Source organism: Kitasatospora sp. NPDC038210, assembly GCF_055600605.1.
Genome location: NZ_JBVJYK010000001.1, coordinates 181539 through 206578, shown reverse-complemented (window position 1 = coordinate 206578; position 25040 = coordinate 181539). Strand labels below are relative to the sequence as shown.

At 74.6% G+C, this 25040-nt stretch carries 23 protein-coding genes; 13 read left to right on the top strand and 10 right to left on the bottom strand.

Features of this window, described 5'->3' with window-relative positions:
• Window positions 1–201: 201 nt before the first annotated feature.
• Both ACZ7KX_RS00915 and ACZ7KX_RS00910 read right to left on the bottom strand, forming a co-directional pair.
• Window positions 202–939 carry a hypothetical protein gene (locus ACZ7KX_RS00915; RefSeq protein WP_470324602.1) on the bottom strand — a complete coding sequence of 246 codons (738 nt, stop codon included), beginning with the start codon at window positions 937–939 and terminating at the stop codon, window positions 202–204.
• Between the two features lie 320 nt (window positions 940–1259).
• Complete coding sequence (locus ACZ7KX_RS00910) at window positions 1260–1745, bottom strand: cysteine/serine endopeptidase inhibitor (protein ID WP_470324601.1); 486 nt, start codon at window positions 1743–1745, stop codon at window positions 1260–1262.
• Between the two features lie 376 nt (window positions 1746–2121).
• Between ACZ7KX_RS00910 and ACZ7KX_RS00905 the strand changes: the two genes are divergently transcribed.
• The 3 genes from ACZ7KX_RS00905 (at window position 2122) to ACZ7KX_RS00895 (ending at window position 4243) form a co-directional block, all read left to right on the top strand.
• Window positions 2122–2343, top strand: a complete 222-nt coding sequence (locus ACZ7KX_RS00905) for a hypothetical protein (RefSeq protein ID WP_470324600.1) — start codon at window positions 2122–2124, stop codon at window positions 2341–2343.
• 755 nt (window positions 2344–3098) lie between these two features.
• Window positions 3099–3758 carry a 4'-phosphopantetheinyl transferase family protein gene (locus ACZ7KX_RS00900; RefSeq protein ID WP_470324599.1) on the top strand — a complete coding sequence of 220 codons (660 nt, stop codon included), beginning with the start codon at window positions 3099–3101 and terminating at the stop codon, window positions 3756–3758.
• A 101-nt stretch (window positions 3759–3859) separates the two neighbouring features.
• Window positions 3860–4243 (top strand): barstar family protein, encoded by a 384-nt coding sequence (locus tag ACZ7KX_RS00895; protein WP_470324598.1) that lies wholly within the window; start codon window positions 3860–3862, stop codon window positions 4241–4243.
• Between the two features lie 93 nt (window positions 4244–4336).
• On the opposite strand, the gene ACZ7KX_RS00890 is transcribed toward ACZ7KX_RS00895, so the two are convergent.
• Window positions 4337–5176: a polysaccharide deacetylase family protein gene (locus ACZ7KX_RS00890; RefSeq protein ID WP_470324597.1), complete on the bottom strand. Its 840-nt coding sequence runs from the start codon at window positions 5174–5176 to the stop codon at window positions 4337–4339.
• Window positions 5177–5531: 355 nt separating this feature from the next.
• Here ACZ7KX_RS00890 and ACZ7KX_RS00885 point away from each other — a divergent pair, with 355 nt between their 5' ends.
• Together ACZ7KX_RS00885 and ACZ7KX_RS00880 are read left to right on the top strand one after the other, a co-directional pair.
• Window positions 5532–7226 carry a CehA/McbA family metallohydrolase gene (locus ACZ7KX_RS00885; RefSeq protein WP_470324596.1) on the top strand — a complete coding sequence of 565 codons (1695 nt, stop codon included), beginning with the start codon at window positions 5532–5534 and terminating at the stop codon, window positions 7224–7226.
• 135 nt (window positions 7227–7361) lie between these two features.
• Complete coding sequence (locus ACZ7KX_RS00880) at window positions 7362–7856, top strand: hypothetical protein (RefSeq protein ID WP_470324595.1); 495 nt, start codon at window positions 7362–7364, stop codon at window positions 7854–7856.
• A gap of 25 nt (window positions 7857–7881) precedes the next feature.
• Here the strand turns inward: ACZ7KX_RS00880 and ACZ7KX_RS00875 are convergent, their stop codons facing one another.
• Window positions 7882–8340, bottom strand: a complete 459-nt coding sequence (locus tag ACZ7KX_RS00875) for a DinB family protein (RefSeq protein ID WP_470325087.1) — start codon at window positions 8338–8340, stop codon at window positions 7882–7884.
• A 254-nt stretch (window positions 8341–8594) separates the two neighbouring features.
• On the opposite strand from ACZ7KX_RS00875, the gene ACZ7KX_RS00870 reads away from it, so the two are divergent.
• Together ACZ7KX_RS00870 and ACZ7KX_RS00865 are read left to right on the top strand one after the other, a co-directional pair.
• Window positions 8595–9167: a carboxymuconolactone decarboxylase family protein gene (locus ACZ7KX_RS00870; RefSeq protein ID WP_470324594.1), complete on the top strand. Its 573-nt coding sequence runs from the start codon at window positions 8595–8597 to the stop codon at window positions 9165–9167.
• 221 nt (window positions 9168–9388) lie between these two features.
• Window positions 9389–10201, top strand: a complete 813-nt coding sequence (locus ACZ7KX_RS00865) for a class I SAM-dependent methyltransferase (protein WP_470324593.1) — start codon at window positions 9389–9391, stop codon at window positions 10199–10201.
• A gap of 79 nt (window positions 10202–10280) precedes the next feature.
• Here ACZ7KX_RS00865 and ACZ7KX_RS00860 read toward each other — a convergent pair whose 3' ends face one another.
• Together ACZ7KX_RS00860 and ACZ7KX_RS00855 are read right to left on the bottom strand one after the other, a co-directional pair.
• Window positions 10281–10700, bottom strand: a complete 420-nt coding sequence (locus tag ACZ7KX_RS00860) for a TOBE domain-containing protein (protein WP_470324592.1) — start codon at window positions 10698–10700, stop codon at window positions 10281–10283.
• Between the two features lie 201 nt (window positions 10701–10901).
• On the bottom strand, window positions 10902–12158 hold the full coding sequence (locus ACZ7KX_RS00855) for an alpha/beta hydrolase (protein WP_470324591.1): 1257 nt from the start codon (window positions 12156–12158) through the stop codon (window positions 10902–10904).
• Window positions 12159–12267: 109 nt separating this feature from the next.
• Between ACZ7KX_RS00855 and ACZ7KX_RS00850 the strand changes: the two genes are divergently transcribed.
• Window positions 12268–12726: a MarR family transcriptional regulator gene (locus ACZ7KX_RS00850; protein ID WP_470324590.1), complete on the top strand. Its 459-nt coding sequence runs from the start codon at window positions 12268–12270 to the stop codon at window positions 12724–12726.
• A gap of 52 nt (window positions 12727–12778) precedes the next feature.
• Here ACZ7KX_RS00850 and ACZ7KX_RS00845 read toward each other — a convergent pair whose 3' ends face one another.
• Window positions 12779–13411 (bottom strand): response regulator, encoded by a 633-nt coding sequence (locus ACZ7KX_RS00845; RefSeq protein ID WP_470325086.1) that lies wholly within the window; start codon window positions 13409–13411, stop codon window positions 12779–12781.
• 65 nt (window positions 13412–13476) lie between these two features.
• A complete protein-coding gene (locus ACZ7KX_RS00840; protein WP_470324589.1) occupies window positions 13477–14799 on the bottom strand; it encodes a sensor histidine kinase in 1323 nt (440 codons plus the stop codon).
• 222 nt (window positions 14800–15021) lie between these two features.
• On the opposite strand from ACZ7KX_RS00840, the gene ACZ7KX_RS00835 reads away from it, so the two are divergent.
• Window positions 15022–16920: an FtsX-like permease family protein gene (locus ACZ7KX_RS00835; protein ID WP_470324588.1), complete on the top strand. Its 1899-nt coding sequence runs from the start codon at window positions 15022–15024 to the stop codon at window positions 16918–16920.
• Between the two features lie 42 nt (window positions 16921–16962).
• Here ACZ7KX_RS00835 and ACZ7KX_RS00830 read toward each other — a convergent pair whose 3' ends face one another.
• On the bottom strand, window positions 16963–18315 hold the full coding sequence (locus ACZ7KX_RS00830; RefSeq protein WP_470324587.1) for an MFS transporter: 1353 nt from the start codon (window positions 18313–18315) through the stop codon (window positions 16963–16965).
• Between the two features lie 195 nt (window positions 18316–18510).
• Between ACZ7KX_RS00830 and ACZ7KX_RS00825 the strand changes: the two genes are divergently transcribed.
• From ACZ7KX_RS00825 to ACZ7KX_RS00810, 4 genes are all read left to right on the top strand, one after another.
• Window positions 18511–19926 carry a condensation domain-containing protein gene (locus ACZ7KX_RS00825; RefSeq protein ID WP_470324586.1) on the top strand — a complete coding sequence of 472 codons (1416 nt, stop codon included), beginning with the start codon at window positions 18511–18513 and terminating at the stop codon, window positions 19924–19926.
• A 34-nt stretch (window positions 19927–19960) separates the two neighbouring features.
• Window positions 19961–21058, top strand: a complete 1098-nt coding sequence (locus ACZ7KX_RS00820; RefSeq protein WP_470324585.1) for an alkene reductase — start codon at window positions 19961–19963, stop codon at window positions 21056–21058.
• Window positions 21059–21122: 64 nt separating this feature from the next.
• Window positions 21123–22091 (top strand): NAD-dependent epimerase/dehydratase family protein, encoded by a 969-nt coding sequence (locus ACZ7KX_RS00815; protein ID WP_470324584.1) that lies wholly within the window; start codon window positions 21123–21125, stop codon window positions 22089–22091.
• A gap of 355 nt (window positions 22092–22446) precedes the next feature.
• A complete protein-coding gene (locus ACZ7KX_RS00810; protein WP_470324583.1) occupies window positions 22447–23256 on the top strand; it encodes an AAC(3) family N-acetyltransferase in 810 nt (269 codons plus the stop codon).
• A 171-nt stretch (window positions 23257–23427) separates the two neighbouring features.
• Here the strand turns inward: ACZ7KX_RS00810 and ACZ7KX_RS00805 are convergent, their stop codons facing one another.
• The gene (locus tag ACZ7KX_RS00805) at window positions 23428–24951 is read right to left on the bottom strand and encodes a M1 family metallopeptidase (RefSeq protein WP_470324582.1); all 1524 of its coding nucleotides are present in this window, start codon (window positions 24949–24951) and stop codon (window positions 23428–23430) included.
• Window positions 24952–25040 lie beyond the last annotated feature (89 nt).

The window sequence follows — 25040 nt, the reverse complement described above, 5'->3', positions numbered from 1 at the left end:
AAGCTGCCCCGCAGCACCGAGCCCGCGTCCGTCGCCGAACCCCGGGCCGTCGCCGCCAGTGCCGAGCAACCCGGGCTGGACGGCCTGACCCTCCGACCGCCGGGCCCGGACCCGCTACGGCACAGAGCCCGCGGGGCACCAGGACACCCGACCGCAAGGCCACGAGGCCACCGGGAAGCAGTCGCACCGGAACAGCGGCGGTCAGGCGTGGGCGCTGATCTGCCCGCCCGCCGAGAGCACGATGTAGATGCCGTTGGCGTTGACTCCGACGTCCTGCCCGTTGGTCTCCAGCGTGCCGTTCACCGCGTTGTCGAGGCCGAGGATCTCCGCGCGGTACTTCAGCTCGCCGGTCTTGGTGACCTTGGCCGTCCAGTCGCCCGGGAGCTTGAACGTTCCGGGACCCTGGTGCCCGCCGCCCATCCAGGCGTGCACCGTGCCGTCCAGCGAGAGCACGATGAACATGTCGTTGGCGTCGAGTCCGGCGTCGGTGTCCTTCGTCTCCAGCGTGGCGAGGACGTCACCGCCGTGGACGATCTTGGCGACGAAGTGCTGGGGAGCGACTTCCCGGATCTCGGCCGTGCTGCCGTCCGGCAGGGTCTGGGTTCGGGCTCCGGGCGCCGGCTTGCCCGGGGGCGCCGGGGTGGTGCTGGGGTGCGCGTCCGGCTTGGCGGCCGTGGTGCCGCCACCGGGCTTGCCGGACGGCGTGGACGCGGGCGACGCCGTGGACGTCGCGGCCGGCGCAGCCGTCGTGGCCGTGGCCGCCGGAGCGCCGGAGCCGGGCGTACCGGCCGTGGTGGCGGTCGCGGCCGGTGAAGCCGCGCCCTGGGCACCCGACGTGCTGCTGCAGGCGGTTGCGGCGGGCACCAGCAGCCCGACCGTCAGGACGGCTCCGGCCAGCATGCGGACGGTGGCCGCGCGACGGGTCGTCGAAAGGGACATGCCGGTTCTCCTGAACGAAGTACGGGTGGGGACGCGAACGGTGCCCGTTCCGGCCGGTGCGGGAAGCACCGGCGCCGCAGCGGGCGTGCACGATCGAAACTAGTCCGAACAGTCGACGGAATGGCGCATTCCGTGTCACCGGACTGCAACGCCCGTGCAACGCCGCATCGATCACGTGTCACGCCGACAGGTCCCGCCCCGGCCGGGGGAGTTGTCGGGCGGAAGCCCAGGCCGCCGACCCCCGACACCCGCCCCGGCGCGGCCGTGCCCGCCCCCGTCATGCCGCGGGGGCGGGCACGGCCGCGTCAGGCCTGCCGGAGTCAGCCGATGGTGGAGCCGGCGATCGGGGCGGACAGCTCGACGGTCTCGCCCTTCAGGCCGGCCTTGACGAACTGCCAGGTGAGGCCGCTGATGACGCCCTTGCTCAGCGGGGCCAGCTTGGCGAAGGCAGGCTGACTGAGGTCGATGTGGGTGGAGTCACAGGAGGGGCACTGGTCCTTCACCGGGACGGTGATGGTCTTGCCCTGATAGGTCACCTTGACCGAAATTCCCTTGCAGACCGGGTCGTTGTTCGGGTTCGCGGTGGTCCACCAGGTGTGCGAGACGGCCACCAGCATCTGCGACGAGGCGTTGATCTGGGTGCCGCAGGCACCGAAGCCCGAGTCGTTGTAGTAGGTGGCCTTGCCGTTCATGGGCTTGTTGATCGGAATGGCGGCACTGGCGGTGCCGGCCGTGAGGGCGATGAGAGCGGCTGCGGCGAGCGGGGCGCCCGCGAGGATCCTGAGGTTCTTGCCGATGGCGCGCATGGTTCGTTCCCTCCGGTTGCAGTGCTGACAGGGCGTGCTGGTCCGACGTCCGGTAGAGACATGGACATGACAGGTGCAAGTCGCCGACGCCGCCAGGCAGTTCGGCGGCCCGGCACCCGACCTTGTGAAGGGAACGTATGCGCTCTTCCTCGGCATGGTCCAGACCTCCTTGATGTTGGCATGAACACAAGGCAAGGATCTTTACGAATGCCGCCGAAGGGGCGAAGATGCGTGACCGCGCCGCCACCCGGGGTGTTGACAGGCCGTCATCCGCAGGCATGCCTCTCCGCCTGTACGCCCGTGCCGCCTGCGTGCCCGTGCGCCTGTCCGTCCGACTGCCCGCGTGCCTGCCCGTCCGCCCCGGAGGTCCCCTCACATGCGCACCGCACTCGCCGCCCTGCTTCTCGGCGCCGCCCTGGTCCCGGCCGCCGCCACGCCGTCAGCCGCCGCCCCCGCCCCCAGCCCCACCGTCGTCGGCTCCGCGCTCCGCGTGGTGAACCAGGGCTACAGCATCCCGGTCGGCGGCGTGACCGACCTCGGCGCACTGCCCGTCCTCGGCAGCCTCGGACTGGACTTCGCCCGGCTCCTCGGCCAGTGACCGATCACGTGTCGTAACCGAGCGGCCGCCGTCGACCAGGCGTCGACCCCGGCGCGGGAGCCGCCCGCGCCGGCCCTGGCCACTTCCGCTCCCGCACGTCGGCAACCGCCGCACCCGCACGGCAGGGCCGACCGACCGCGCGCCGGACCGCCGTCCCCCCGCAATCCGCCGCAACGGGACGCAACAGGCCGCAAGGCGGCGCAAGGAACCGCAAGCGGCCGAAACGAAGCAGCAACACCCAGCAGCAACACCCTTTCCCACCAGGCAAGATGACGATTGACAGGCAGTCCTGCGCTTCAGCACGATGAGCACCGAGCCCACACGCAGCGAGCCGGAAGGAGGGCCGATGCACGCCGTCGTCCGCCCCGTTCCCCGGCGCTGCCCGCGCCGCTGTTGTCGCGGCGCGATCGTGCACGACATACGCCTCGGCGGCGAGCTCCCCACCTAGGCCGTCGCCGCCCCGGAAGCCGCGCTGTACGAGCACAAGGTGCTCTTCTTCCGCGGCCGGCAGCACCTTGACGACGCCGAGCAGGAGGCCTTCGCCCGCCTCCTCGGCCACCCGGTCGGCCACCCCACCGTGCCCGGCGCGGACGGCCGCTACATCTACGAACTGGACGCCACGAAGGGCCTTCGAGTAGCGCACGCGTCCACGCACTCCGGCAGCGGTCCCCGTTCGCCCCCGGAGATCCCCCCGCCCGGGTTACCCTCGTGCCGCGCGGCGACGACCCCGCGCGACCGAACGAGGGGGGGAACGGGTGATCGGGGACCTGCTGCCGGACGTCGTGGTGACCGAGGTGGCGTACGGCGACCCCCCGGAGGCCCGGCTGGAGCCGGCGGAGGCCGCGGCCGTCGCCAACGCCGTCGACAAGCGGCGCCGCGAGTTCACCACCGTCCGGCACTGCGCCCGGACCGCCCTCGCCCGGCTCGGTGTTCCCTACCGCCCGCTCGTCCCGGGCCTGCGCGGCGCGCCGAGCTGGCCGGACGGAGTGATCGGCAGTCTCACCCACTGCGACGGCTTCCGCGCGGCTGCCGTAGCCCGGGCCGGCACCCTCGCCTCCGTCGGCATCGACGCCGAGCCCGCGCTGCCGCTGCCCGAGGGCGTCCTGGACGTCGTCGCACTGCCCGTCGAGCAGAAGCGGCTCGCCGATCTGGCCGCCACCGACCCGGGCACCCCGTGGGAACGCCTGCTGTTCAGCGCCAAGGAGTCGGTGTACAAGGCGTGGTTCCCACTGACCGGGCTCTTCCTGGAGTTCAGCGAGGCCGAGCTGGACCTCTCCCCCGACGGCACCTTCACCGCCCGCCTGCTGGTCCCGGGCCCGGTGGTCGGCGGGCGCCGGCTGCCGGGATTCGACGGCCGCTGGACCGTCCGGGACGGCCTGCTCGCCACCGCCGTCGCCGTGGAGCCGGCGCAGTAGCAGGAGCAGCAGTGACCGCGGCCCCGCCCGGAGCAACGGCAGCCGCGGCGGCCGCCGATCACCGCACCCGTCGTTCACCGCCCGGGCCTATCCTCGACCCCGTGACGGTGACCTACGTGATCGACGGCAGCAGGATCGGCTCCCTGGAGGACTTCTGGGACGTCGTCGGGCAGGAGATCGGCGTGGACGGCTACTTCGGCCGCAACCTCGACGCCTTCGCGGACTGCCTGCGCGGCGGCTACGGCACGCCCGAGGACGGCGACTGGGTCATCGAGTGGCGCGGCCACGAGGCCTCCCGCCGCAGGCTCGGGTACCCGGAGACGGTCCGCCAGCTGGAGCTGCGGCTGGGCCGCTGCCACCCCGCCAACCACGAGTGGGTCGGCGCCGAGCTGGCCGCCGCCCGGGCGGGCGAGGGGCCGACGGTCTTCGACTGGCTGGTGCGGATCATCGAGGAGGAGCACCCGGGCGGCCTCCGGCTGGCGTAGGGCCGGCGCGACCGGCCTGGCGCTGCGCGCCCGAAGGCCGACGTGGCCGGCCCGCTCCGCGCGCCCGCAGGCCGGTCGGTCCGGGCCCCGGGCCTACAGCACGTCCGAGAGCCGGACGAAGCGCCGTCCCGCCGCCAGCATCCCCGGCAGCGCCGCCGCCACCCCGGGGGCGGTCCCGCCGCCCGGGTGGTTCATGTGGCCGATCACGATCGCGCCCGGCCCGGCCGACCCGACCTCCTGCCGCACCTGGGCGGCGCTGAGCGTCGCGCCGCCGTCCCCGTTCACGGTGAAGCCGGCCACCCGCTGGCCCAGGTCGGCGACCACCCGGGTGGCGACGTCGTCGTAGTGCGCGGTGCCGGAGCGGAAGAAGCGGGGCGGGTGCCCGAGCAGCCCGGTGAGTTTGCGCGCGTTGCCCGCGACCTCGTCGTAGACCTCGCCGACGTCGCCGGTGCCGGCGATCCCGTACGCGGAGCGGCCGGTGACCGAGAGGGGGCGGTGGACGGTGCCGTGGTTGCCGATCTCGAACAGCGGGTCGGCGGCGAGCTGCTCGAACTCGTCCGGGTTGGCGTCGATCCAGCGGGCGTTCAGGAAGAGCGTGGCCGGGACGGCGTGCGCCCGCAGGAGGTCGATCAGGTCGGCGTCGTAGCCGTTGCCACCGGGGCCGCCGCAGGCGTCGAAGGTGAGGGCCGTCGCGCGCTCGCCGTCGGGCAGCTCGGCGATCACCCCGGCGACCTCCAGTCCCCACTCCGTCGGGGCCACGGCGGCGTACCGGTCCACCGTCTCCGCCCGGGTCGGCTCCTTCACCGGAGCCGGGGTCGGCGCGGGAGTCGCCGCGGCATCGGCCGTGGCGGTGGCCGTGGCGGTCTCGGCGGGCACGGCGGTCGCCGGATCCGGGGTCGGTGCGGCGCTCGCCGCCGAGGATATGCCGCCCACCGTGGCGTCCGCCGCCCCCGCAGCGGAGACTGGCGACGGGGCCGCCCCGGCGTGCGAGGTCGGCGCCGGCCTGGCCCGGCACCCCGTCAGTACGCCTCCGGCCACTACCACGAGCAGCGTCCGCCGACTCAGCGCCACGCCAGCCTCCCTGTCCATTCCATCCGGATATCCACCGATTACATGACTATGAACCGACCATTCGTCACTCCCCGCAACTCGCCCCCCGCCCCCGCCCGCCCCCTCTTCACCGACCCGCCCCGCCCCCGTGGACCCCGACTCACCCCGGAATCACCCCCGGTTCACTCACCCGGGTAGGCACGCGAGCGACCCGACCCGCCCCGACCCGGAGACCTCGATGCCGACCGAACCCAGCGCACGCCGCCCCGCCCGCCGAGACCTGCTCCGCACCGGCCTGGCCACCGGCGCCGCCACCGCCCTCGGCCTCGCCGCCACGACCGGCGAGGCCCCCGCCGCCCCCGCCGCCCCGGCCGCGCCCGCTGCTACGCCCCCCGATCGCACCCTCACCCTCACCGGCCATCTCCCCACCGGCGCACCCGACTTCGTCTACCTCCCGGTCGAAGTACCCGAGGGCGTCCGGGAGATCGCCGTCTCGTACGGCTACGACAAGCCGCCGGTCCCGGCCGGCACCCCCGGCAACTCCTGCGACATCGGCATCTTCGACGAACGCGGCACCGACCTCGGCGGCCCCGGCTTCCGCGGCTGGTCCGGCGGCTTCCGCACCGAGTTCAGCCTCTCCCGCTCCGCCGCGACCCCCGGCTACCTCCCCGGCCCGGTCGGCCCCGGCACCTGGCACGTCGTCCTCGGCCCGTACCAGGTCGCCCCGCAGGGCCTGGACTATCACGTCGAGGTCACCCTCCGGTTCGGCGCACCCGGCCCGCAGTTCACCCCGCACTACCCGGCCGAGCGGGCCCGCGGCCGCGGCCGCGCCTGGTACCGGGGCGACTGCCACCTGCACACCGTCCACTCCGACGGACGGCGCCTCCCCGAGGAGGTCGCGGCCGGGGCCCGCGCGGCCGGCCTGGACTTCATCGTCTCCACCGACCACAACACCAGTTCCTCGCACGCCGTCTGGGGCCCGCTGGCCGGCCCGGACCTGCTGGTCGTCCCGGGCGAGGAGATCACCACGCGCAACGGCCACTGGCTGGCCCTCGGCCTGGAGGCCGGCCAGTTCGTCGACTGGCGCTACCGCTCGCGCGACGAGGAGTTCCCGCGCTTCGTCCGCCAGGTCCACCGCTCCGGCGGCCTGGTGGTGCCCGCGCACCCGTACTGCCCGTACGTCGCCTGCCAGTGGAAGTTCGGCTACGAGCAGGCGGACGCCGTCGAGGTGTGGAACGGCCCCTGGACGTACGACGACGAGTCCGCGGTCGACACCTGGGACGGCCGGCTCGCCGTCGCCCTGCGCGAGGGCCGCTCCTGGCTGCCCGCCCTGGGCAACAGCGACGCGCACAGCGAGCCGCAGCTGATCGGCTCCCCGCACAACGTGGTGCTCGCGGAGGACCTCACCCGGGACGCGATCCTCGACGGGCTGCGCGACGGCCGCAGCTGGATCGCCGAATCCGGCGCCGTCCGGCTGGAGTTCACCGTGACCGGGCACGGCCGGCGGGCGGGCATCGGCGAGGAGCTGGCCGTCCCGGCCGACGCGCCCGTGGACGTCACGCTCACCGTCTCCGGGGTGCCCGGCGGAACGGTCCGGCTGATCACCGACGAGGGGCAGATGCACCAGGAGTCGCTGCCGGCCGGCGGCTCCGGCACGGTGGTGTGGCGCACCACGGCCTCGCTCTCCGCGTACGTCCGGGCCGAGGTGCGCCACCCGAAGCCGGACGGCACCCCGGGCAAGGGCAACGCGATGGGCCCGGACCTGCCGTGGGGCCCGATGGCGGCGCTCACCAACCCGGTCGTCCTGCGCGCGGAGGGGAACCAGAACCGACACCGGGCGGTCACCGAGCGCTCACCGGGCGGTCACCGAGCGACCGCGGCCACCCGTCCGCAGGCCGGGTGGGGGACGACTCGGGGCACCCGTTTGGACTAGGTTGATCCCCGAAACGCATCAGTCGTAGGGACGAGGCGGTCGGCTGTCCGGATATGTGCCGACCAGCCCCTTCGCACTCCGACCGCCTCGCCCCGGCTACCCGACCGTCCCCGGCCCGCGAAGGGATCAGCAGCTGTGAACCGTACGACCGTAGGTGGGCCGGAGCTCGGGGGCGGCCGGGGCGCCGGGGGCGTCCTGCTCCTCGTCGACCCGTCCGGGGCCGGGAACAGCCCGGTCGCGGAGCTGCTCGCACAGGAGCTGCACCCGAGCGTCCACCTGCGGACGGACGACTTCCTGCGGGTCATCCGCAGCGGCCGGCTCCCGCCCCACCTGCCGGAGGCCGGCCGCCAGAACGCCACCGCCCTGGCCGCCGCCGCGCAGGCCGCCTTCGCGTACGCGACCCGCGGCTACCAGGTCGTCGTCGAGTCCCCGGCCGTCCCGGCCGGGCTGGACACCTTCCGCCGCGAGAGCCGCGCCACCGGCTCCGCCCTGCACTACGTCGTCCTCCACGAGGGCCCGGCCGGGGACGGCGGCTCGCACACCCTCGACACCGCCGACCTCAGCCACGAGACCGTCGCCAAGTCCGTCCTCGCCACCCTCACCCGCCGCACCCACCTCCTCGGCTGGTAGCGGGCCCCGCCGGAGCCGCCGGGGGCTACGCCCCCACCACGCCGTCGATCGCCTCGCGCAGGAAGTCGGCGTGCCCGTTGTGCCGGGCGTACTCGTGGATCAGGTGCAGCATCACCAGCCGCAGTGACACCTCGGTGTCCCACCGGGGCTGGAAGCCGGTGACGTCGAGGTTCTCGGCGGCGAGCTCGATCCGGCGGGAGTGCTCGACCTCGGTCCGCCAGGCGGTGAAGGCCTCGGTCCGGGTGGCGCCGGTGGCGTCGTACGCGGCCTGGTAGTCGCCCTCGGCGGACCAGACCAGCGGGACGTCCTCGCCGTCGATCACCCGGCGGAACCAGGCGCGCTCCACCTCGGCCATGTGCCGCACCAGCCCGAGCAGGGTCAGGGTGGACGGCGGGCTGGCGCGCTGCCGCAGCTGCTCGTCGCTCAGGCCCTCGCACTTCAGGGCGAGGGTCGCCCGGTGGAAGTCCAGGAAGCCGCGCAGCATCTCGCGTTCGCCGCCGGTCAGCGGCGGTGCGGGGCGTTCGTCGGGGACGTTCACGGTGTCGTTCTCCTCAGGTCCGGTCGGGATCTCGTCAAGGCCCCGGTGTCAAGGTCCCCGGCGTCGAGGCCACCGGAATCCTCGCGGACTGTAGCGAACCCGCCGCCCCGCACGGCGGGAATTTTTCCGCCGCCTGTCACATCCGGCCGCCCTGCGGTGTCTTCATGCCCGAACGAGCCACCACACAGGGAGGAAACCCCATGGCACTCCGTCTGCCCAAGGCCCAGCTGCCCGCCGAACTCGGCGAGACCATGGTCAAGGCGTTCGGCGCCGTCTTCGAGCCCACCGAGGTCCTCTGGCACAACCCGGAGGTCGCCGTCTCGAACCAGGAGTTCGCGGGGAGGATCGCAGCCTGGGACGCGCTCGACGAGAGCCTCAAGTCCTTCGCCCACATGGCCGTGGCCTCGCTGGTCGGCTGCAGCTGGTGCCTGGACATCAACTACTTCCAGGCGCAGAACCAGGGCCTGGACCTCGCCAAGGCGAGCCGGGTGCCGGACTGGCGGGCCTCGGACGTGTTCACCCCGTTGGAGCGGGACGTGATGGCGTACGCCGAGGCGATGTCCGTCACGCCGCCGACCGTCACCGACGAGCAGTACGGGGATCTGCTCGACGTCCTCGGCCCGGCGGCGATGGTCGAACTCACCGCGTACGTCGCCTTCGTCAACATGGCCGCCCGGAGCAACATCGCCAACGGCGTCTCCTCGCAGGGCTTCTCCGACTCCTGCGCGGTCCCGCTCGCCGGGCGCCCCGCCACCGGAGGGCGCCCGGCATGACCGGGGCCCCGACCGGCGATCCGTTCGTCACCCACCACAGAGCCCGGTAGCCGCCCCCGGTCGCGCGGCGGTGTTCCGAGCCCCCTCGGAACACCGCCGCGCCCCTTTCCCACCGGGCACACCCGTCCATCACGTACCGTGTTCGGGCAACCACCGGTTTGGGTACGTACCTCGGCGCGTCCGACGGCCGGGCGCCCACCGAGCAGGAGACCCAGCGGCCCATGGACCACAACCGCATCCCCCCGACCGTACGGCAGACCTACGGCGCCGGCGATCTGTCCAAAGCAGCCAGCTTCGCAGGAGGGTTCATCAACTTCGGCGACTGGCACGGCATCGACCTCACCGCCCTCACCCCCGAGGACCGGGTGCACAGTCAGGAGCAGCTCTACCGGCGGGTGTTGCGGGCCCTGCCCGAGCCGCACGAACGGCTGCGCCTGGCGGAGGTCGGCTGCGGTCGCGGCCTGGGCGCGGCCCTCGCGCTGCGCGAGTTCCGCTTCGCGGCCGTCACCGGCGTCGACATCCACCCCGACCAGGTCGAACGCGCCCGCGCCGTCAACGCCAAGGCGCTGGCCACCTACCCCGACCGGCTCGGCTACACCATCGGCGCGGCCGACGAACTCCCCTTCGCCGACGCCTCCCTGGACGGCCTGTACTCCGTCGAGGCCGCCCAGCACTTCCGCGAACTGACCGGCTTCGCCCACGAGGCCGCCCGCGTCCTCCGCCCCGGCGGCCGGCTCGCCGTCACCACCTTCTTCGCCGCCGAGGGCCCCGAGATCGCCGAACGGCTCAGCATCCTCCTCGCCAGCTTCGCCGACGGCCTCGACGTCCCGCACACCCTCGCGGGCTTCACCACCGACCTCGCCGGGGCCGGCTTCACCGGCGTCCGCGCCGAGTCCATCGGTCCGGACGTCTGGCCCGGTCTCGACCGCTACCTCACCGACACCGTCCCGCCCGGCCACTGGACCCGCAACTTCCTCCCCGCCTGGCGCAACGGCCTCCTCGACTACCACCTGGTCACGGCCACCCGTCCCTGAGCCCCCGCGCTCCGGACCCGACCCGGACCCGGCTGCGGCCCGTCCCCTCCCCGGGGGACGGGCCGCGGCGTGCCCGGGCTCAGACGGTGGCGAGCGAGACCTCGGTCGACTTGATCAGGGCCACGACGGCGCGACCTTCCGCCAGGTCGAGATCGGCGCAGGCGTCCGCGGTGATCGCCGCGGTCAGCTCGCCGCCGTCCACGGCGACCTTCACGCCGGCCATCGCGGCTCCGCTGGTCACGGCGGAGACGGTTCCGGGGAGCTGGTTACGGATGCTCAGGCCCTCGACGGGGCCGGTGGCCAGGGCGACCTCGGTCGACTTCACCAGGGCCCGCACCCGGCTGCCCTCGTGCAGGCCGAGGTCCTTGACCGCGTCCCGGGTGACCGCAGCGGTGAGGTCGCGGCCGCCGTCCAGCCGGAGCCTGACGGTGGCCATCACCTCGCCCTCGGCCACGGACGTGACCGTGCCGGACAGCTGGTTGCGGATGCTCAGACTCATGACGGGTACCTCGATCTCGGGTCGTCGGGCTGTTCCACGGGGTCCGGTCGCGCACCTCCACCGTAGTCGGGTAAAACCGCAGCTCACAGCAGTCGGCGTGGCGCCGGGCAGCTGCCAGGACAGATCGCCGGACACCCTCGCAGCTGCGCTCGGGCCCCCGCGGGCCGGGCCCGTCGGCCCGCCCCGCGGCGGCGTCCCGCCTCAGCCCCGACGGACGGCCGCCAGCCGGGTCGGGGCCGCACCGCGCCACCAGGTGGGGTCGGCGCTGCCGTCGGTGGTGCGGCCGTCGCGATGGACGTAGTGGCGCACGTCGCGGCCCGGCTCGGCGAATCCGCCGGCGAGGGCGCGCTCCAGCCACTCGGCGCCGAACCGGAACGCCTCGGCCGCCACGCCGCCGAGCGGATGGAACTCGTCCTCGTAGACCCGCAGTTCCTTCGGCGCCCGGATCCGCTCGAAGCTCTCGATCGCCTGACCGAGGTCGGTGAGCTCGTCGAACTCGCCGATGCCGTACAGCACCGGGCAGGTGATGTCGGCGACCAGGTCGCCGAGCGGCATCTGCCGGGCAAGGTCGCGATCGAAGGCCGCCTCGTCGGCGTACCCGGCCATGTACATGTAGTTGTTCTTGAAGGTGGGCTGGGCGCGCTCGAAGATGGTCGCGAAGTCGCCGGTGACGGCCTCGAACGCGGCGAGCGCGGCCAGGCGCCCGTCGGTGGCGGCCGCCCGGGAGCCCCAGTAGCCGCTCATCGAGATGCCGAACATGCCGATCCGGGTCTCGTCGACCTCCGGGAGCCCGGCCAGGTGGTCGAGGTAACGGCCGATCGCCCGCTCGTAGTTGGTCAGATCGACGGTGAGCCCGCCGGCCCGGCTCTCGCCCTGGCCGGGCCCCTCGACGGACAGCGCGACCATCCCGCGGGAGGTGTAGTACCGCTCGGCCGCCCAGATGTAGTCCTCCTTGATCATGTCCATACCCGGGCCGAGGATGACGGCCGGCGCGTTCTCCACGGGGCCGGCGGGCAGGTGCAGCAGGGCGTGGATCGTGGAGCCCTCGAAGTCCAGCTCCACCCGCCGCACCCGGCCGTCGCGCAGCGCGCCCAGCCGGGCCACGCAGTGGTCGGCGCGCTCACGCATGGCCGCCTTGCGCGGGTCGGCCGCGTCGAAGATCGAGTACTGCGCGCGGCCCCACATCACCGCGGCCCGCAGGTAGAGGTCGGCGGCGGTCTGCGCGAAACCGCCGCGCTCGTGGTGAGCGGCCCTCTCCTCGGCCTGGCCGGCCACCGTCGCCCACGCCTTGGGGAGCATCGCTCCGCTGCGGACCAGCGCGAAGACCTTCGCGAAGTCGGTGTGGTCGTGGCCGAGCTGCTCCATGGTCCCGACGGCCTCGGGGTGCAGCGCATCGAATCCGCCCTGAGCGAGGGCGATGTCCAGGGCCCAGCTCTGGCCTGTCGAACGGACGGTCATGAGGTCTCCTCCTGGGATCGGAGCAAGTAGCTAAGTACTTAATTTGTAAGTACTTAGCTATTAAGTACTTAGACTAAGCTGTTGTCAACCCCACCACGGAGGACCGACCATGGCCGACCGGCCGCCCGCCCCCGAGCGCGCACAGGCGCTGGACCGCCTGGCCCGCGCCGCCTACCGACTCAGTGCCTCCGACGCCCGCCTGCGCGGTCGCGCCACCCGCACCCCCGGGGCCCTCTCACTCACCCACGCCCGTGCCCTGCGCACGCTGGCCGACCAGGGCCCGTTGACCATCAGCGCACTCGCCGCGGGCACCGAGACCACCGGAGCCGCCACCACCCAACTGGTCAACGGCCTGGTCGCGGCCGGGTACGTCACCCGCACCCGCCCGCCGGAGGACAAGCGCTCCGTCGTGGTCGCGCTCACCGACGACGGGCGAGAGCGGCACCGACAGCGCCAGGACGCACTCACCGAGGCCCTGCACGCCGACCTGGCCGACTACGACGCCGACGACCTCGACCGCGCCACCGAGGTCCTGCACCGGCTGTCCGCCGTCTACGACCGACTCTGACGGGAGCCACGACGGAGCCGACTCCGACGGGGCCCGGCCCTGCACGGCGGCGTCACGCCCGGAGGAACTCCAGCACCGCCAGCACCCGGCGGTGCGTCTCCTCGGCCGGCGGCAGGTCCAGCTTCAGCAGGATGTTGCCGATGTGCTTGCTGACCGCCGCCTCCGACACCACCAGCTCCCGGCAGATCGCCGCGTTCGACCGGCCCTCCGCCATCAGCGCCAGCACCTCGCGCTCACGCGGGGTGAGCCGCTCCAGCGGGTCCCGGCGGCGGCGCAGCAGTTGCCGCACCACCTCCGGGTCGACCACCGTGCCGCCGCCCGCCACCGCGGCGACGGCCGCCACGAACTCCTCGATCTGCCCGATCCGGTCCTTCAGCAGGTATCCGACGCCGCGGCCGTCCCCGGCGTCCAACAGCCGGGCCGCGTAGGCGCGCTGGACGTACTGGCTGAGCACCAGGACGGGCAGCCCGGGGATCCGCTCGCGCATGTCCAGGGCGGCCCGGAGGCCCTCGTCGGTCTGGCCGGGCGGCATCCGGACGTCCGTGACGACGAGGTCCGGCCGGTGCTCCTCGACGGCCGCGACCAGCTCCTCGGCATCGCCGACGGCCGCCACCGCCCGGTGCCCGAACCGCGCCAGCAGGCCGACCAGCCCTTCGCGCAGCAGCACGCCGTCCTCGGCGACCACCACCCGCAGGCCCTCCGCCGGGCCCTCCGCCGGGCCCTCCGCCGGACTCCCCGCCGTCGATCCGCTCATCCTCGCGCCGCTCCTCGGTCGGTCGGGGTACAGGGGATGTCCACCCGCACCAGGGTCGGTCCGCCGGGCGGACTGCTGACCGTCAGTGTGCCGTCCACGACGGCGATCCGGTCGGCCAGCCCGGTCAGTCCGGTCCCGCGCTCCGGGTCGGCGCCGCCGCGGCCGTCGTCCCGGACCTCGACCGTCAGCCGCCCGTCGGCGTACCGCCCGTCGACCGTAGCGGTGCTCGCGCCGCTGTGTTTGGCGAGGTTGGCGAGGGCCTCGGTGACGGCGAAGTAGCCTGCCGACTCGATCGGCGTCGGCAGCCGTCCGGGCAGGTCGAAGCGGGTGGTGACGGGGATCGGCGAGCGGTCGGCCGCGTCCGCGCAGGCCTCCGGCAGGCCGTGGTCGGTGAGCACCTGCGGATGGATCCCGTTGATCAACTCCCGCAGCTCGGCGAGGACTTCGCCCGCCTCGCGCTGGGCCTCGGCGAGCCGCCCGGCCAGCGGCCCGTCCGCCGGCGCGTCCAGCCGGGCCAGCCCGAGCGCCATCGTCAGGGCCACCAGCCGCTGTTGGGCGCCGTCGTGCAGGTCGCGCTCGATCCGCCGCCGCTCCGCTTCGAAGGCGTCCACCAACCGGGCCCGGGAGCGCACCAGTTCACCGATCCGCTGCTCCTGCGCACCCGGTGCCAGCACCAGCCGGACCAGCGCCGCCCGGGCTGCGGCCGCCGCCGCCAGCGGGTGGGCGAGCAACGGGAGCAGCAGCAGTCCGGCCAGCCCGAGCAGGGCGGCCAGCGGTGGCGAGTGCACCTCGGCCACCTTGAGCACGTTCACCTGCTCGCCGTCCAGCAGGAGCAGCGGCAGCGCGGCGATCAGGCAGCCGGGCACGGCGAGCACGCAGCCGACCACCGCCAGGTCGACCGGCCACAGGACGAACGCGGCGAGCAGGGTGAAGCCCAGCTCCCGCCAGGTCGCCTGTTCGCGGTAGCGCAGCCGCAACCACGCCGCCAGGCCCGGGCGTTCGGGCACGAGGTGCGGGTCCGGGACGCGTCCGCCGTCCAGGAAGCGAACCAGCCGGCGCTCCCAGGCTGCCGTCGGCAGCCCGGCAAGGGCCAGCGCGGCCGCCAGCGGCAGCCCGACCAGCACCACCGCCAGCACCCCGGCGACCAGCCCCCACACCAGCAGCCCGACACAGAGCAGCAGCCCGCCCAGCCCGGTGGCCAGCAGGTACCCGGCCGCCCGCCAGGGCGCGGCGGAGCGCAGGAAACCCGCGCGGGCCACCGACCACCGGCCCGGCCCCGCGCCCTGTCCGTCCCCCGCGACCGCCGTCCCCGTACCCACCGCGCCCCCTGTCCGGATGTCCCGCCGTACAACCGCCGCCCACCCTAGGCAGCGCGCCGGCGCCCCGTCGGTAGGGCCTGGCCTACCTTCCGGCGCCGGCCGGACCTCGGGGCCGAAGCCCCCGGCCCCGAGGACGCCCCCTACGGGTGGGGCGGCCCCTACCCTCCGGAGTAGGCCCTGGCCCGCTGACCGCACCCGCCCCCGGGCGGTTCGCTGGACGCCATGAGAATGCTGCGGATCGCGCTCACCTCCCTGTCCACGCGCTGGCCCTCCCTGCTCGGCGCCTTCCTCGCCCTCGCGCTCGGTGTCGCGATGACCGCCGTGATGCTGCTCGGCCTCGCCGCCGCGGTCGACGCGCCGTCCGGCGGCGAGCGGATGGTGTCGCTGGTCGCCCTGCTGGGCACCGCCGGCGGGGTGAGCGTCTTCGTCTCGGCGTTCGTGGTCGCCTCCACCTACTCCTACGCCGTGGTCCGGCGCCGCCGGGAGCTCGGTCTGCTCCGGGTGGCCGGCGCCACCCGCGCGCAGGTCCGCCGCACCGTGCTCGCCGAGGCGCTGCTGCTCGGTGCGGCCGCGTCCGCCGTCGGCTGCGGGCTCGGCCGGCTGGGCACGCCCGCGCTGGTGCGGTGGCTGGCCGAGGCCGGCATGGCCCCGCCGGGATTCGCCCCGAGCGGGTCCGCCTGGCCGCTGTACGCCGCGTTCTGGACCGGCCTGCTGGTCGCCCTGGGCGGGGTCGCGGTCGCCGCCCGCCGGGCGGGCCGGGTCGGCCCGCTGGACGCCCTGAGCGCCGCCGACCTCGACACCGAGGTGCTGACCCGCGCCCGGCTGCTCCTCGGCTTCGGGCTGCTGACCACCGCCGCCGCGCTGGCCGGCACCGCGCTCGCGAACAACCCGGCCGACCTGCTGCACCGCAAGACGTACACCACCCAGCCGATGTGGCTGATCTGCGCGTGCGGCCTGCTGTCGCCGCTGCTCGCGCCCCCGCTGATCCGGGTGCTCGGCCGGCTGCTGCCCGCCCGGCTCACCGGGTACGCGGGCCGGCTGGTGCGCGGCAACGCCGCCTCCGCGCTGCGCCGGACCGGCGCCGTGGCGGCGCCCGTGCTGGTGGCGGTGGCGCTGACCGGCTCGTTGGCGGGCGCGTCGGACACCGTCGGCGCCGCCCGGCGCGCCGAGGCCGACGCCCGCACCGCCGCCGACCTGGTCGCCGTCCCCACCGGCCCGTCGGCGCGACTGGTCACGGCCCTGCGCGCCCTCCCGGGCGTGGCGGCCGTCTCCGCGACGGCGCCCACTCCGCTGGCCCTCGTCGAGCCGGACGGCGTCACGGTCCACGCCGAAGCCCGCGCCGCCGACCCGTCCGGCCTGACGGCAGTCGCCCGGCTCCCCCTGCTCTCCGGCTCCCCCGCCGCCCTCGACGACGACTCCCTGGTGCTGCCCGCCGAGTGGGGCCGTACGGTCGGCGAGCGGGTGCCGGTGGTCCGGGCCGACGGCAGCCGGACGTCCCTGCGGGTCGCCGCGGTGCTGCGCGACGGCCTGGGCGACAACGGCCTGTACGTGACCGCCGCCAACGCCCCCGGCGCCCGCGTGGACCGTATCGAGCTCCGGCTCGCCCCCGGCACCGACCGCACGGCAGCCCTCGCCGCCGCCCGCGCCGCCGCCCGACCGTACGGAGCGACCGTGCTCGCCCGGGCGGACTGGCTCGCCGTCACCGCGCCCCCGACCGGCCGGGCCGTCCGGCTGCGGACCGTCCTGGTGCTCGGCCTGGCGCTCGTCTACGCCGGGATCGCGCTCGCCAACACGCTGCTCACCACGACGGCGGACCGCCGCCGCGAACTCGCCCTGCTCCGGCTGGCGGGCGCCACCCGGGCCCAGGTGGTGCGCCTGGTGACCGCCGAATCGGCGCTGGTCGTGGCGGTCGGCGCGGCCCTCGGCTGCGCCGTGGCCGCTGCCCAACTCGCCACCATGCACGCCGCGTTGGCGGTGCTCGGCATCCCCGCCCGGTGGCCGCTGCCGTGGCGCCCGGTCGGACTCGTGACCACCGGCGCCCTGCTGCTCGCAGCGCTCTGCACCGCCCCGGCCGTGGCCTGGATCCTCCGCACCCGCCCGGTCGCCGCCGCCGCCCGCTGACCCCGAGCGGCGTCGGGCCGGTCAGCGCCGGTGATCGCAGGCTCAGCCGACCCCGGCCCCCGCCCGCTTCGCCGACTCGCCCGCGGGGACAGCGGGCGCAGCGGCAGACGCACCGGACGCAGCGGCAGTCGCACCGGGGGCCGTCGGGCCGGCCAGCGCCGCCAGCCGGCGCAGGCCGGCCCGGCGCTGGAGCGCGCCGAGACCGACGGTCGCGGCGCCGAGGCCCAGCCAGCCGACCGGTCCGGCCGCCATCACCACCCCGGTCAGCAGCAGCGGGCCCACCGACTTCTGCACCGACTGGGACATCCCCGCCACCCCCAGGTAGGAGGCCCGGGCCCCCGGCGGCGCCAGGACGACCGCCAGCTCCCAGGAGCTCACCGACCGCATCAGCTCCGCCAGGGTGACCAGCATCGCCGCGGCCAGCAGTGCGATCGAGGCGGTCCACGGCCCGCCTCCGGTGGCGAGCGCGATCAGCAGGCAGCTGCCGAACAGCGTCGCCCCGTACCAGCCCACCGCCGCGGCCGCCCCGCGCGGGCCCTCCGCCAGTGCCGAGACGCGCAGTTGCAGCAGCACCACGAGCACCGTGTTGAGGACCAGGAAGACCGGGACGACGGCGCGCGGCGCGTCGGTGTGGTGGACGAGCCAGAGCGGCAGGCCGACGTTGAGGATCGAGTCGTCCAGGTTCAGCGGCATGTCCAGCAGGACGAACAGCAGGTAGCCGCGGTCGCGCCAGGGGCTCGGTGCGGCGGACGGGACCGCGGCCGGCTCCGCACCGGAGGCCGCCGTCACCAGGCCGCGCCCGGCGGGCTCCCGGGTGCGCCAGACCAGGACGGCGGCCAGGACGAAGGAGAGTCCGTTGGCCAGGATCAGCGTGCGGTAGGCGGCCGTGGTGCCCACCGCGAGGCCGATCGCCGAGATGCCCGCACCGAGCGCGTACCCGGCGTTGGCCACGCTGCGGAACAGCGCCTGGTAGGTGGCGCGCCGCTCGCCCGCGACCCGGGTGGCGAACAGCATCTCCAGGGTCTTGGCGGCCCGCTCGGCCAGGCAGGTCAGAGCGACCACGGGGAGCAGCGCGCCGAAGTCGTCGACCACCAGCAGCAGGCCCATCGTCCCCAGTCGCAGCAGATGGCACCCGATCAGCAGCCATCGCACCGGCACCCGTTCGGCCGCCCGGCCGGCCAGCGGGGAGCCGGCGATCCCGGCCACCGCGCCCACTCCCAGCAGCAGGCCGAGCTGCCGGGCGTCCATCCCGCAGACGTAGGTGAAGTAGAGCACCGAGGCCGCCGCCCACACCCCGGTCCCGGTCCGGTCGACGCACTGCGCCAGCAGCATGGTGCGCGCATCCCGGCCGCCCGGAGGCTTCCGCAGCTGCGCGATCAGTCCGTTCCCCCGCATGGCAGGCCCCCGTTGCATGATCGCCATCAATCTCGACATCAAGATACTTCATATCAAGACAATCAGGGAACCCCCTCCCCCGCCCGGCCGGCCCCTCGACGCGCCGCGAGCCGTGCGCCACACTCTCCCCAGCAGCACCCGCGCTCCCAACGCACCGGCACGACGCCATGACCACCGCACTACGGAGAGCACACGGTGAGCACACGTCAACCGCTGGAGATCGCCTTCTCGTCCGGACGGGCCGGGTCCGGACCCGCCACCTGGGGCCAACACGCCATCTGGGACGCCGTACGCCGGCTCGCCCCGGCGGACGCGCCGCGCTACAACATCACCACCGCCGCGCCACTGGACCCGGGGCTGCCGCTTCCCGTCGTCCTGGGCGCACTGGAACAGCTGCTGCACCTGCACGACTCGCTGCACACCCGACTGCTCCCGGACGGGGACGGCCGACTGCGCCAAGTCCTCGACCCCGAAGGCACATTGGAGGTCGAGGTGCGGTCCGCCACCCCGGCCGAGGGCCCGGAGGACCTCGGCGCCCGCCTGCACGAGGAACTTGCCGCCCGCCCCTTCGACACCGCCACCCGGTGGCCGATCCGGGTCGGCGTGGTCGTGGCGGACGGCCTGGCCCGGCACATCAGCCTGGTGCTCTCCCACACGGCGGTGGACGGCTCCGGGATGAGCCGGCTGGTCGCGGACCTCACCGCACTCAGCCTCGGCCACTCGCCCGAGCAGCTGGCAGGGCTGCGCGAACCGGCCCGACAGCCGCTGCAGGAAGCCGAGTTCCAGCTCTCGGAACGCGGAGTCCGACGGGACACGGCGGCCCGCAAGCAGTTCGTCCGCAAGCTGCGCCTGGGCCCGCCCCGGCTGTTCCCGCCGACCGGCGGAACCCCCGCCGCCGACGCCCCCGCCCGCTTCCCGAACGCGGTGCTCCGCTCCCCCGCCCTGGCCCGGGCGGTCGAGCAGGTGGCCGCGGCCCACCGGGTGAGCACGTCCTCCGTACTGCTCGCCGCGGCCGCCACGATGACCGCCGAACTCGCCGGCCGGACGGAGGTCGTGCTGAACGTGGTCGTCAACAACCGCTTCCTGCCCGGGCTGGCCAACGCGGTCGGCGTGGTCGCGGGCGACGGACTGTTCCATCTCCCCGACACCACGGGCGAGTTCGGCGAGGTGGTGCGCCGCACCCACGCGGCCGCGATCGGCACCTACCGCCACGCCTACTTCGACAAGCTCGCCCTGGCCGCGGAGGTCGACCGGCTCACCGCCGAGGGCGTCGAACTCGCCGACCGCTCCTGCGTGTTCAACGACACCCGCGAGCTGCTGCCCGCGGCACCCGACCCCGGCCGCGACCGGACCACCCTCACCTGGCCGGTGGAGTTCGAGCCGCGCCCCGGCCTGACCTACGCCCTGGACGCCCTGCAGTCCCCCGAGGCACTCAGCCTCGCCATGACGGCGGACCCGGCGGTCATCCCGCGCTCCGCGATGGAGCGGTTCCTCCGCGGCATGGAAGAGTCCGTCCTCACCGAGGCCGTCACGGTGGCCGCGACGACCACGGCCCCGCCGACCGATCCGCCGACCACCCCGCCGAGCACCGGGGAGGCCGCCGGCGCTTGAACCTGACACCGGTGTCAGGTTCTACGGTTCCGGCATGACCACCACCACGGAATCCCTGCTCAGCCCGTACCGCCTCGGCTCGCTCGACCTCCCCAACCGCCTCGTCATGGCCCCGATGACGCGGTACCGGGCAGCCGAGGACGGTACGCCGCTGCCCGTCGTCGCCGAGTACTACGCCCAGCGCGCGAGCGCCGGCCTGATCGTCACCGAGGGCATCTGGCCCAGCAGCCGCGGCCAGTCCGGCTGGCACCTGCCGGGTCTGGAGACGCCCGCGCACGTGACCGGCTGGCGTGCCGTCACCGAGGCCGTGCACGCGGCCGGCGGGCGGATCGTCGCGCAGCTGATGCACGGCGGCCGCCAGGGCCACCCGCTCAACCGGCTGCTGGGCGACCTGCCGGCCGGCCCCTCCGCCGTGATGGCGCCGGGCCCGGTGCACGTCAAGGGCGGCGGCAAGGCCGAGGCCGTCACACCGCGCGAGATGACCCGCGCGGAGATCCGCCAGGCGGTCACCGACCACGTCGACGCCGCCCGCAACGCGCTCGCCGCCGGCTTCGACGCCGTCGAACTGCACGGCGCCAACTCCTACCTGATCCACCAGTTCCTGGCCGACAACACCAACCTGCGCACCGACGAGTACGGGCCCCGCACGCTCGCGGACCGCCTGCGCTTCCCGGTCGAACTGGTCACCGCCGTCGCCGACGCCATCGGTCCCGACCGCCTCGGTCTGCGACTGTCCCCCGGCAACCCGCAGTTCGGCATGCACGAGGCCGATCCGGCGCCGGTCTACCGGGCGCTGCTCACCGCACTCGACGGCCTCGGCCTGGCCTACCTCCACCTCACCGACAACGACGACTACCCGGCCCTGGCCGACCTGCGCCCCCGCTGGTCCGGCCCGCTGATCGGCAACGTCGGCGAGAACCGCGCCGCCACCGACCGCGAGCGCGGCGAGGCGGTACTCGCCGCCGGACTCGCCGACCTGGTCTCCTACGGCCGCGCGTTCATCGCCAACCCCGACCTGCCGGAACGTTTCGCCGCCCACGCCCCGCTCACCCCCGTCGACCACACCCACCTCTACGGCCAGACCGCCACCGGCCTCACCGACTACCCCCGGCTCACCGACCGAACCCGCTGACCGACCCGCCCCGCCGACCGTCCGCACCCGCATTCCTGCCGGCACCAAGCCCTAGCCTGGCGCCATGCGGATCCTCGTCCTCGGTGGCACCTCCTTCGTCGGTCGCGCGATCGCCGACGACGCCCTGCGCAGCGGCGTCGACGTCACCCTGTTCAACCGCGGCCGGACCAACCCCGGTCTCTTCCCCGCTGCCCGCCACCTGACCGGCGACCGCGACACCGGTGACCTCGACGCCCTGCGCGACGGCCGGTGGGACGCCGTGGTGGACGTCAGCGGCTACCGCCCGCGCCAGGTCGACCAGGCCGTGGACGCCCTCGGCGACCGGGTCGGCCGCTACCTCTTCGTCTCCAGCCACGCGGTGTACCGGGGTGACGGCCTCGCCCCCGGCTCGGACGAGTCGGCGCCGCTCCGGCCGCCGCTGCTCGACGCCGAGCACCTCACCCAGGAGACCTACGGCCGGCTCAAGGTCGCCTGCGAGGAGCACGTCACCGCCCGCTACGGCGACCGGGCGACCGTCGTGCGGCCCGGCAAGGTGGCCGGGCCGCACGACGAGCACCGCGGACTCACCTACTGGGCGCGCCGGGCGGCGCGCGGCGGGCGGATCGCGCTGCCCGGCCGCCCGGAGCAGCCGGTCCAGCTGGTCGACGTGCGCGACCTCGCCCGGCTGGTGCTCCGGCTGCTCCAGGACGACCGGCCGGGCGCCTTCCACGCCGTGGGCCCGGCCCAACCGACCACCCTGGGCGGGCTGGTCGCCACCTGCGCCGAGGTCGCGGGCACCGGGGTGGACGTCGTCCCGGTGCCACCGGAGACCGCTCCCCGGCCGTTCTTCCCGCTGGTCCGGGCCGAGCCGCTCTGGCCCGGACAGCAGCGCGACCCGGCCCGGGCCCGCGCGGCCGGGCTGCCCGCGACCCCGCTCGCCGTCACCGTCGCCGACGTGCTCGCCTGGGACCGCGACCGCGGCGAACCGCCGCTCGGCCACGGCTTCACCCCCGAGCAGGAGGCCCGGGCCCTCGCCGAGGCGGACCGCCGCTGACCCCCGCCACGGGCCCCGCCACCGCCCCTGCCCCGGGCCCGCCCCGCTCATCGCCGCCATGGTCCTCGGCTGGGCCGCCGTCTCCCGCCGCCGCCGGCGCGACGTCGCCTGCTCGAACGCCGCATCCCCTCGGTGGACTGACGCAGAACACCCCCGTCCTGACCGGTTGTCAGTGGCACCGGTTATGGTCGACCCCGAACGATCGCACCACCACGACACCGTCCGCGCACCGGCGTTCGCTCCGGGCGCCGCACCACGCCACACCGGGCCGCACCCGGTCCGCAGCAGTCTCCGCACCACGCCACACCGATCGGCACCGCGACCAGCACCGACTCCGGCTTCACCAGGGGGCACCATGACCACACCGGGCACCACCCCGCTCACCACCGCCGACCTCGTGGAGGGCTGGCGCCGGGTGGGCGTCCGCGAGGGCATGGCGCTGATCGTGCACTCCTCGCTCTCCAGCCTCGGCCGGGTCGAGGGCGGCGCGGCGGCCGTGGTGGCGGCCCTGCGCGAGGCGGTCGGGCCGTCCGGCACGGTCGCGGCGCCCACCTTCACCACCGGGACGGTCTGTGACCCGGTGCCCGGACACACCGGGGCGCCCACCGCCGCGACGGCCGAACTGCGCGCCGCCGTCCCGCTGTTCCGGCCCGGTCTCCCCTCCGGCACGGGCGCGGTGGCGGAGGCCCTGCGCGCCCTGCCGGAGAGCCTGCGCAGCACGCACCCGCAGGTCTCGGTCGCCGCCGTCGGGGCGCACGCCCGCGAGGTCACCGCCCGCCGCTCGCTGGGCTTCGCCGTCGGCCGGGAGTCGCCGTTCGGCGCGCTGCACGACCTCGGCGGCCATGTGCTGCTGGTGGGTGTCGGGCACAACCGCAACACCTTCCTGCACTACGCCGAGACGTTCGCGCCCAACCGCCGGCTCAAGCTCCGCCGCTTCCCGATGGCGATCCAGGGCGAGCGGGTCTGGATCGAGGCGCCGGACGTGGGGGACGACAACGACACCCACTTCCCGGTCGTGGGGCGGGAGTTCGAGGAGCGGGCGGGCATCCGCGAGGTGCTGGTCGGCGCGGCGCCCTGCCGGCTGGTCCCGGTCCGGGAGCTCATACCCTTCGCCGTCCGCCGCCTCACCGAGCTGCTGGCGGCGGACGGCTCCGGAGCGGCGTAGCCCGGCCGCCCGTTCACGTGCGAACGGCCGCCCGGGCCACGCCCGTCACCTCACGTCACCTCACCTCGCCCCGTTCCGTCGCACGGTCGGGCGTCGGTGCCGGGCACCAGTGCAGGACGCCAGTGCCCGGCGCCAGTGCCCGGCGTCAGCGCAGGGCGTCAGTGCAGGGCGTCAGTGCCCGGCGTCGTGCAGGGAGTTGGTCTCCTGGATCTTCTTCCAGGACTTCGGCTCCGCCGGCAGCTGCCCGTCCGCCCTGCCCGCGGCCGGCGCCAGCGAGGCGGCCGCGGCGGCCGGCGGAACGGGCCCGGTCGCGGGCTTCGCGGCGGTGAACAGCCAGGTCCGGAAGAGGTCGCCGAGATCCGTCCCGGAGATCTTCTCCGCGTACGCCTGGAACTCCGGGATGGTGGCGTTGCCGTAGCGGCGCTCGGTGGGCCAGCCCTTGAGGATCCGGAAGAACTTCTCGTCCCCGACGGCGTTGCGCAGCGCCTGGATGGCCACCGCGCCCCGGTCGTACACGGCGCCGGAGAACTGGTCGTCGGGGCCCGGGTCGCCCGGCTTGACCTTCCAGAACGGGTCGTCGGCCGGGTGCGAGGCGTACACGTAGTCGGCGAGCTCCTGCGCGGTGCCCTCGTTCTCGTGCTCGGACCAGAGGAACTGCGAGTACCGGGCGAAGCCCTCGTTCAGCCAGATGTCGCTCCAGCGCGAGAGCGAGACGCTGTCGCCGTACCACTGGTGGGCCAGCTCGTGGACGACCACCGAGGTGTTGGCGCCGCGCGCGAACTGCCGGGGGCTGTAGAAGACCCGGGTCTGGGTCTCCAGCGCGAAGCCTGTCGGGACGTTGGGGACGTAGCCGCCGACCGAGCTGAACGGGTAGTCGCCGAAGTAGCCGCTCAGCCAGTCGACCAGCTCGCCGGTGCGCTCCACGCTCGCCCTGGCCGCGTCCGCGTTGTCACCGAGGTCCTTGCTGTACGCGTTGTAGACCGGCAGCCCGCTCGGCGTGGTGTCGGTCGTGACGTCGAACTTGCCGACCGCGAGGGTGGCCAGATACGTCGCCTGGGGCTTGGTCTCGCGCCAGCTGTAGCGGGTCCACCCCGCCGAGGAGGAGGTGCCGGTCAGGGTGCCGTTGCTGATCACCTGGTTGCCGTCGGGCACCAGCACGGAGACGTCGAAGGTGGCCTTGTCGCTCGGGTGGTCGTTGCTCGGGAACCACCACCAGGCCGATTCCGGCTCGCCGGCCGCCACCGCGCCGTCCGGGGTGCGCAGCCAGGCGGTGAAGCCGTACTTCTTCACGGTGGACGGCACGCCCTTGTAGCGGACCACCACGGTGGCCTGGCTGCCCTTGGCGAGCGGCCGGGCGGGGGTGACCTCCACCTCCTGCTCGCCGCTGGTGGTGAAGGCCGCGGGCCGCCCGTTGACCCGGACCTCGGAGACGTTCAGCGCGAAGTCGAGGTTGAACCGGGAGAGGTCCTGGGTGGCGGTGGCCAGGATGGTGGTGGTGCCTTCGAGTTCGTCGGTGGCGGGCTGGTACTTCAGCCGGATGTCGTAGTGCGAGACGCGGTATCCGCCGTTGCCGTAGGTCGGGTAGTAGGGGTCGCCCGCCCCGGCCGCGCCGGGTTGGAAGTCGGATGCCGAGGCGGGGACGGCCAGGAACAGGCTCAGGGCGCTGGCAGCAGAGACGATCAGCCTCTTGCGCACGTGGTCCTCCAGGGATCACCGGAACGATGGGATCGAACGATGGGTCGGATCGATCCATGTCCCGGCAGTCCCCGCCCCACTCCCGGATC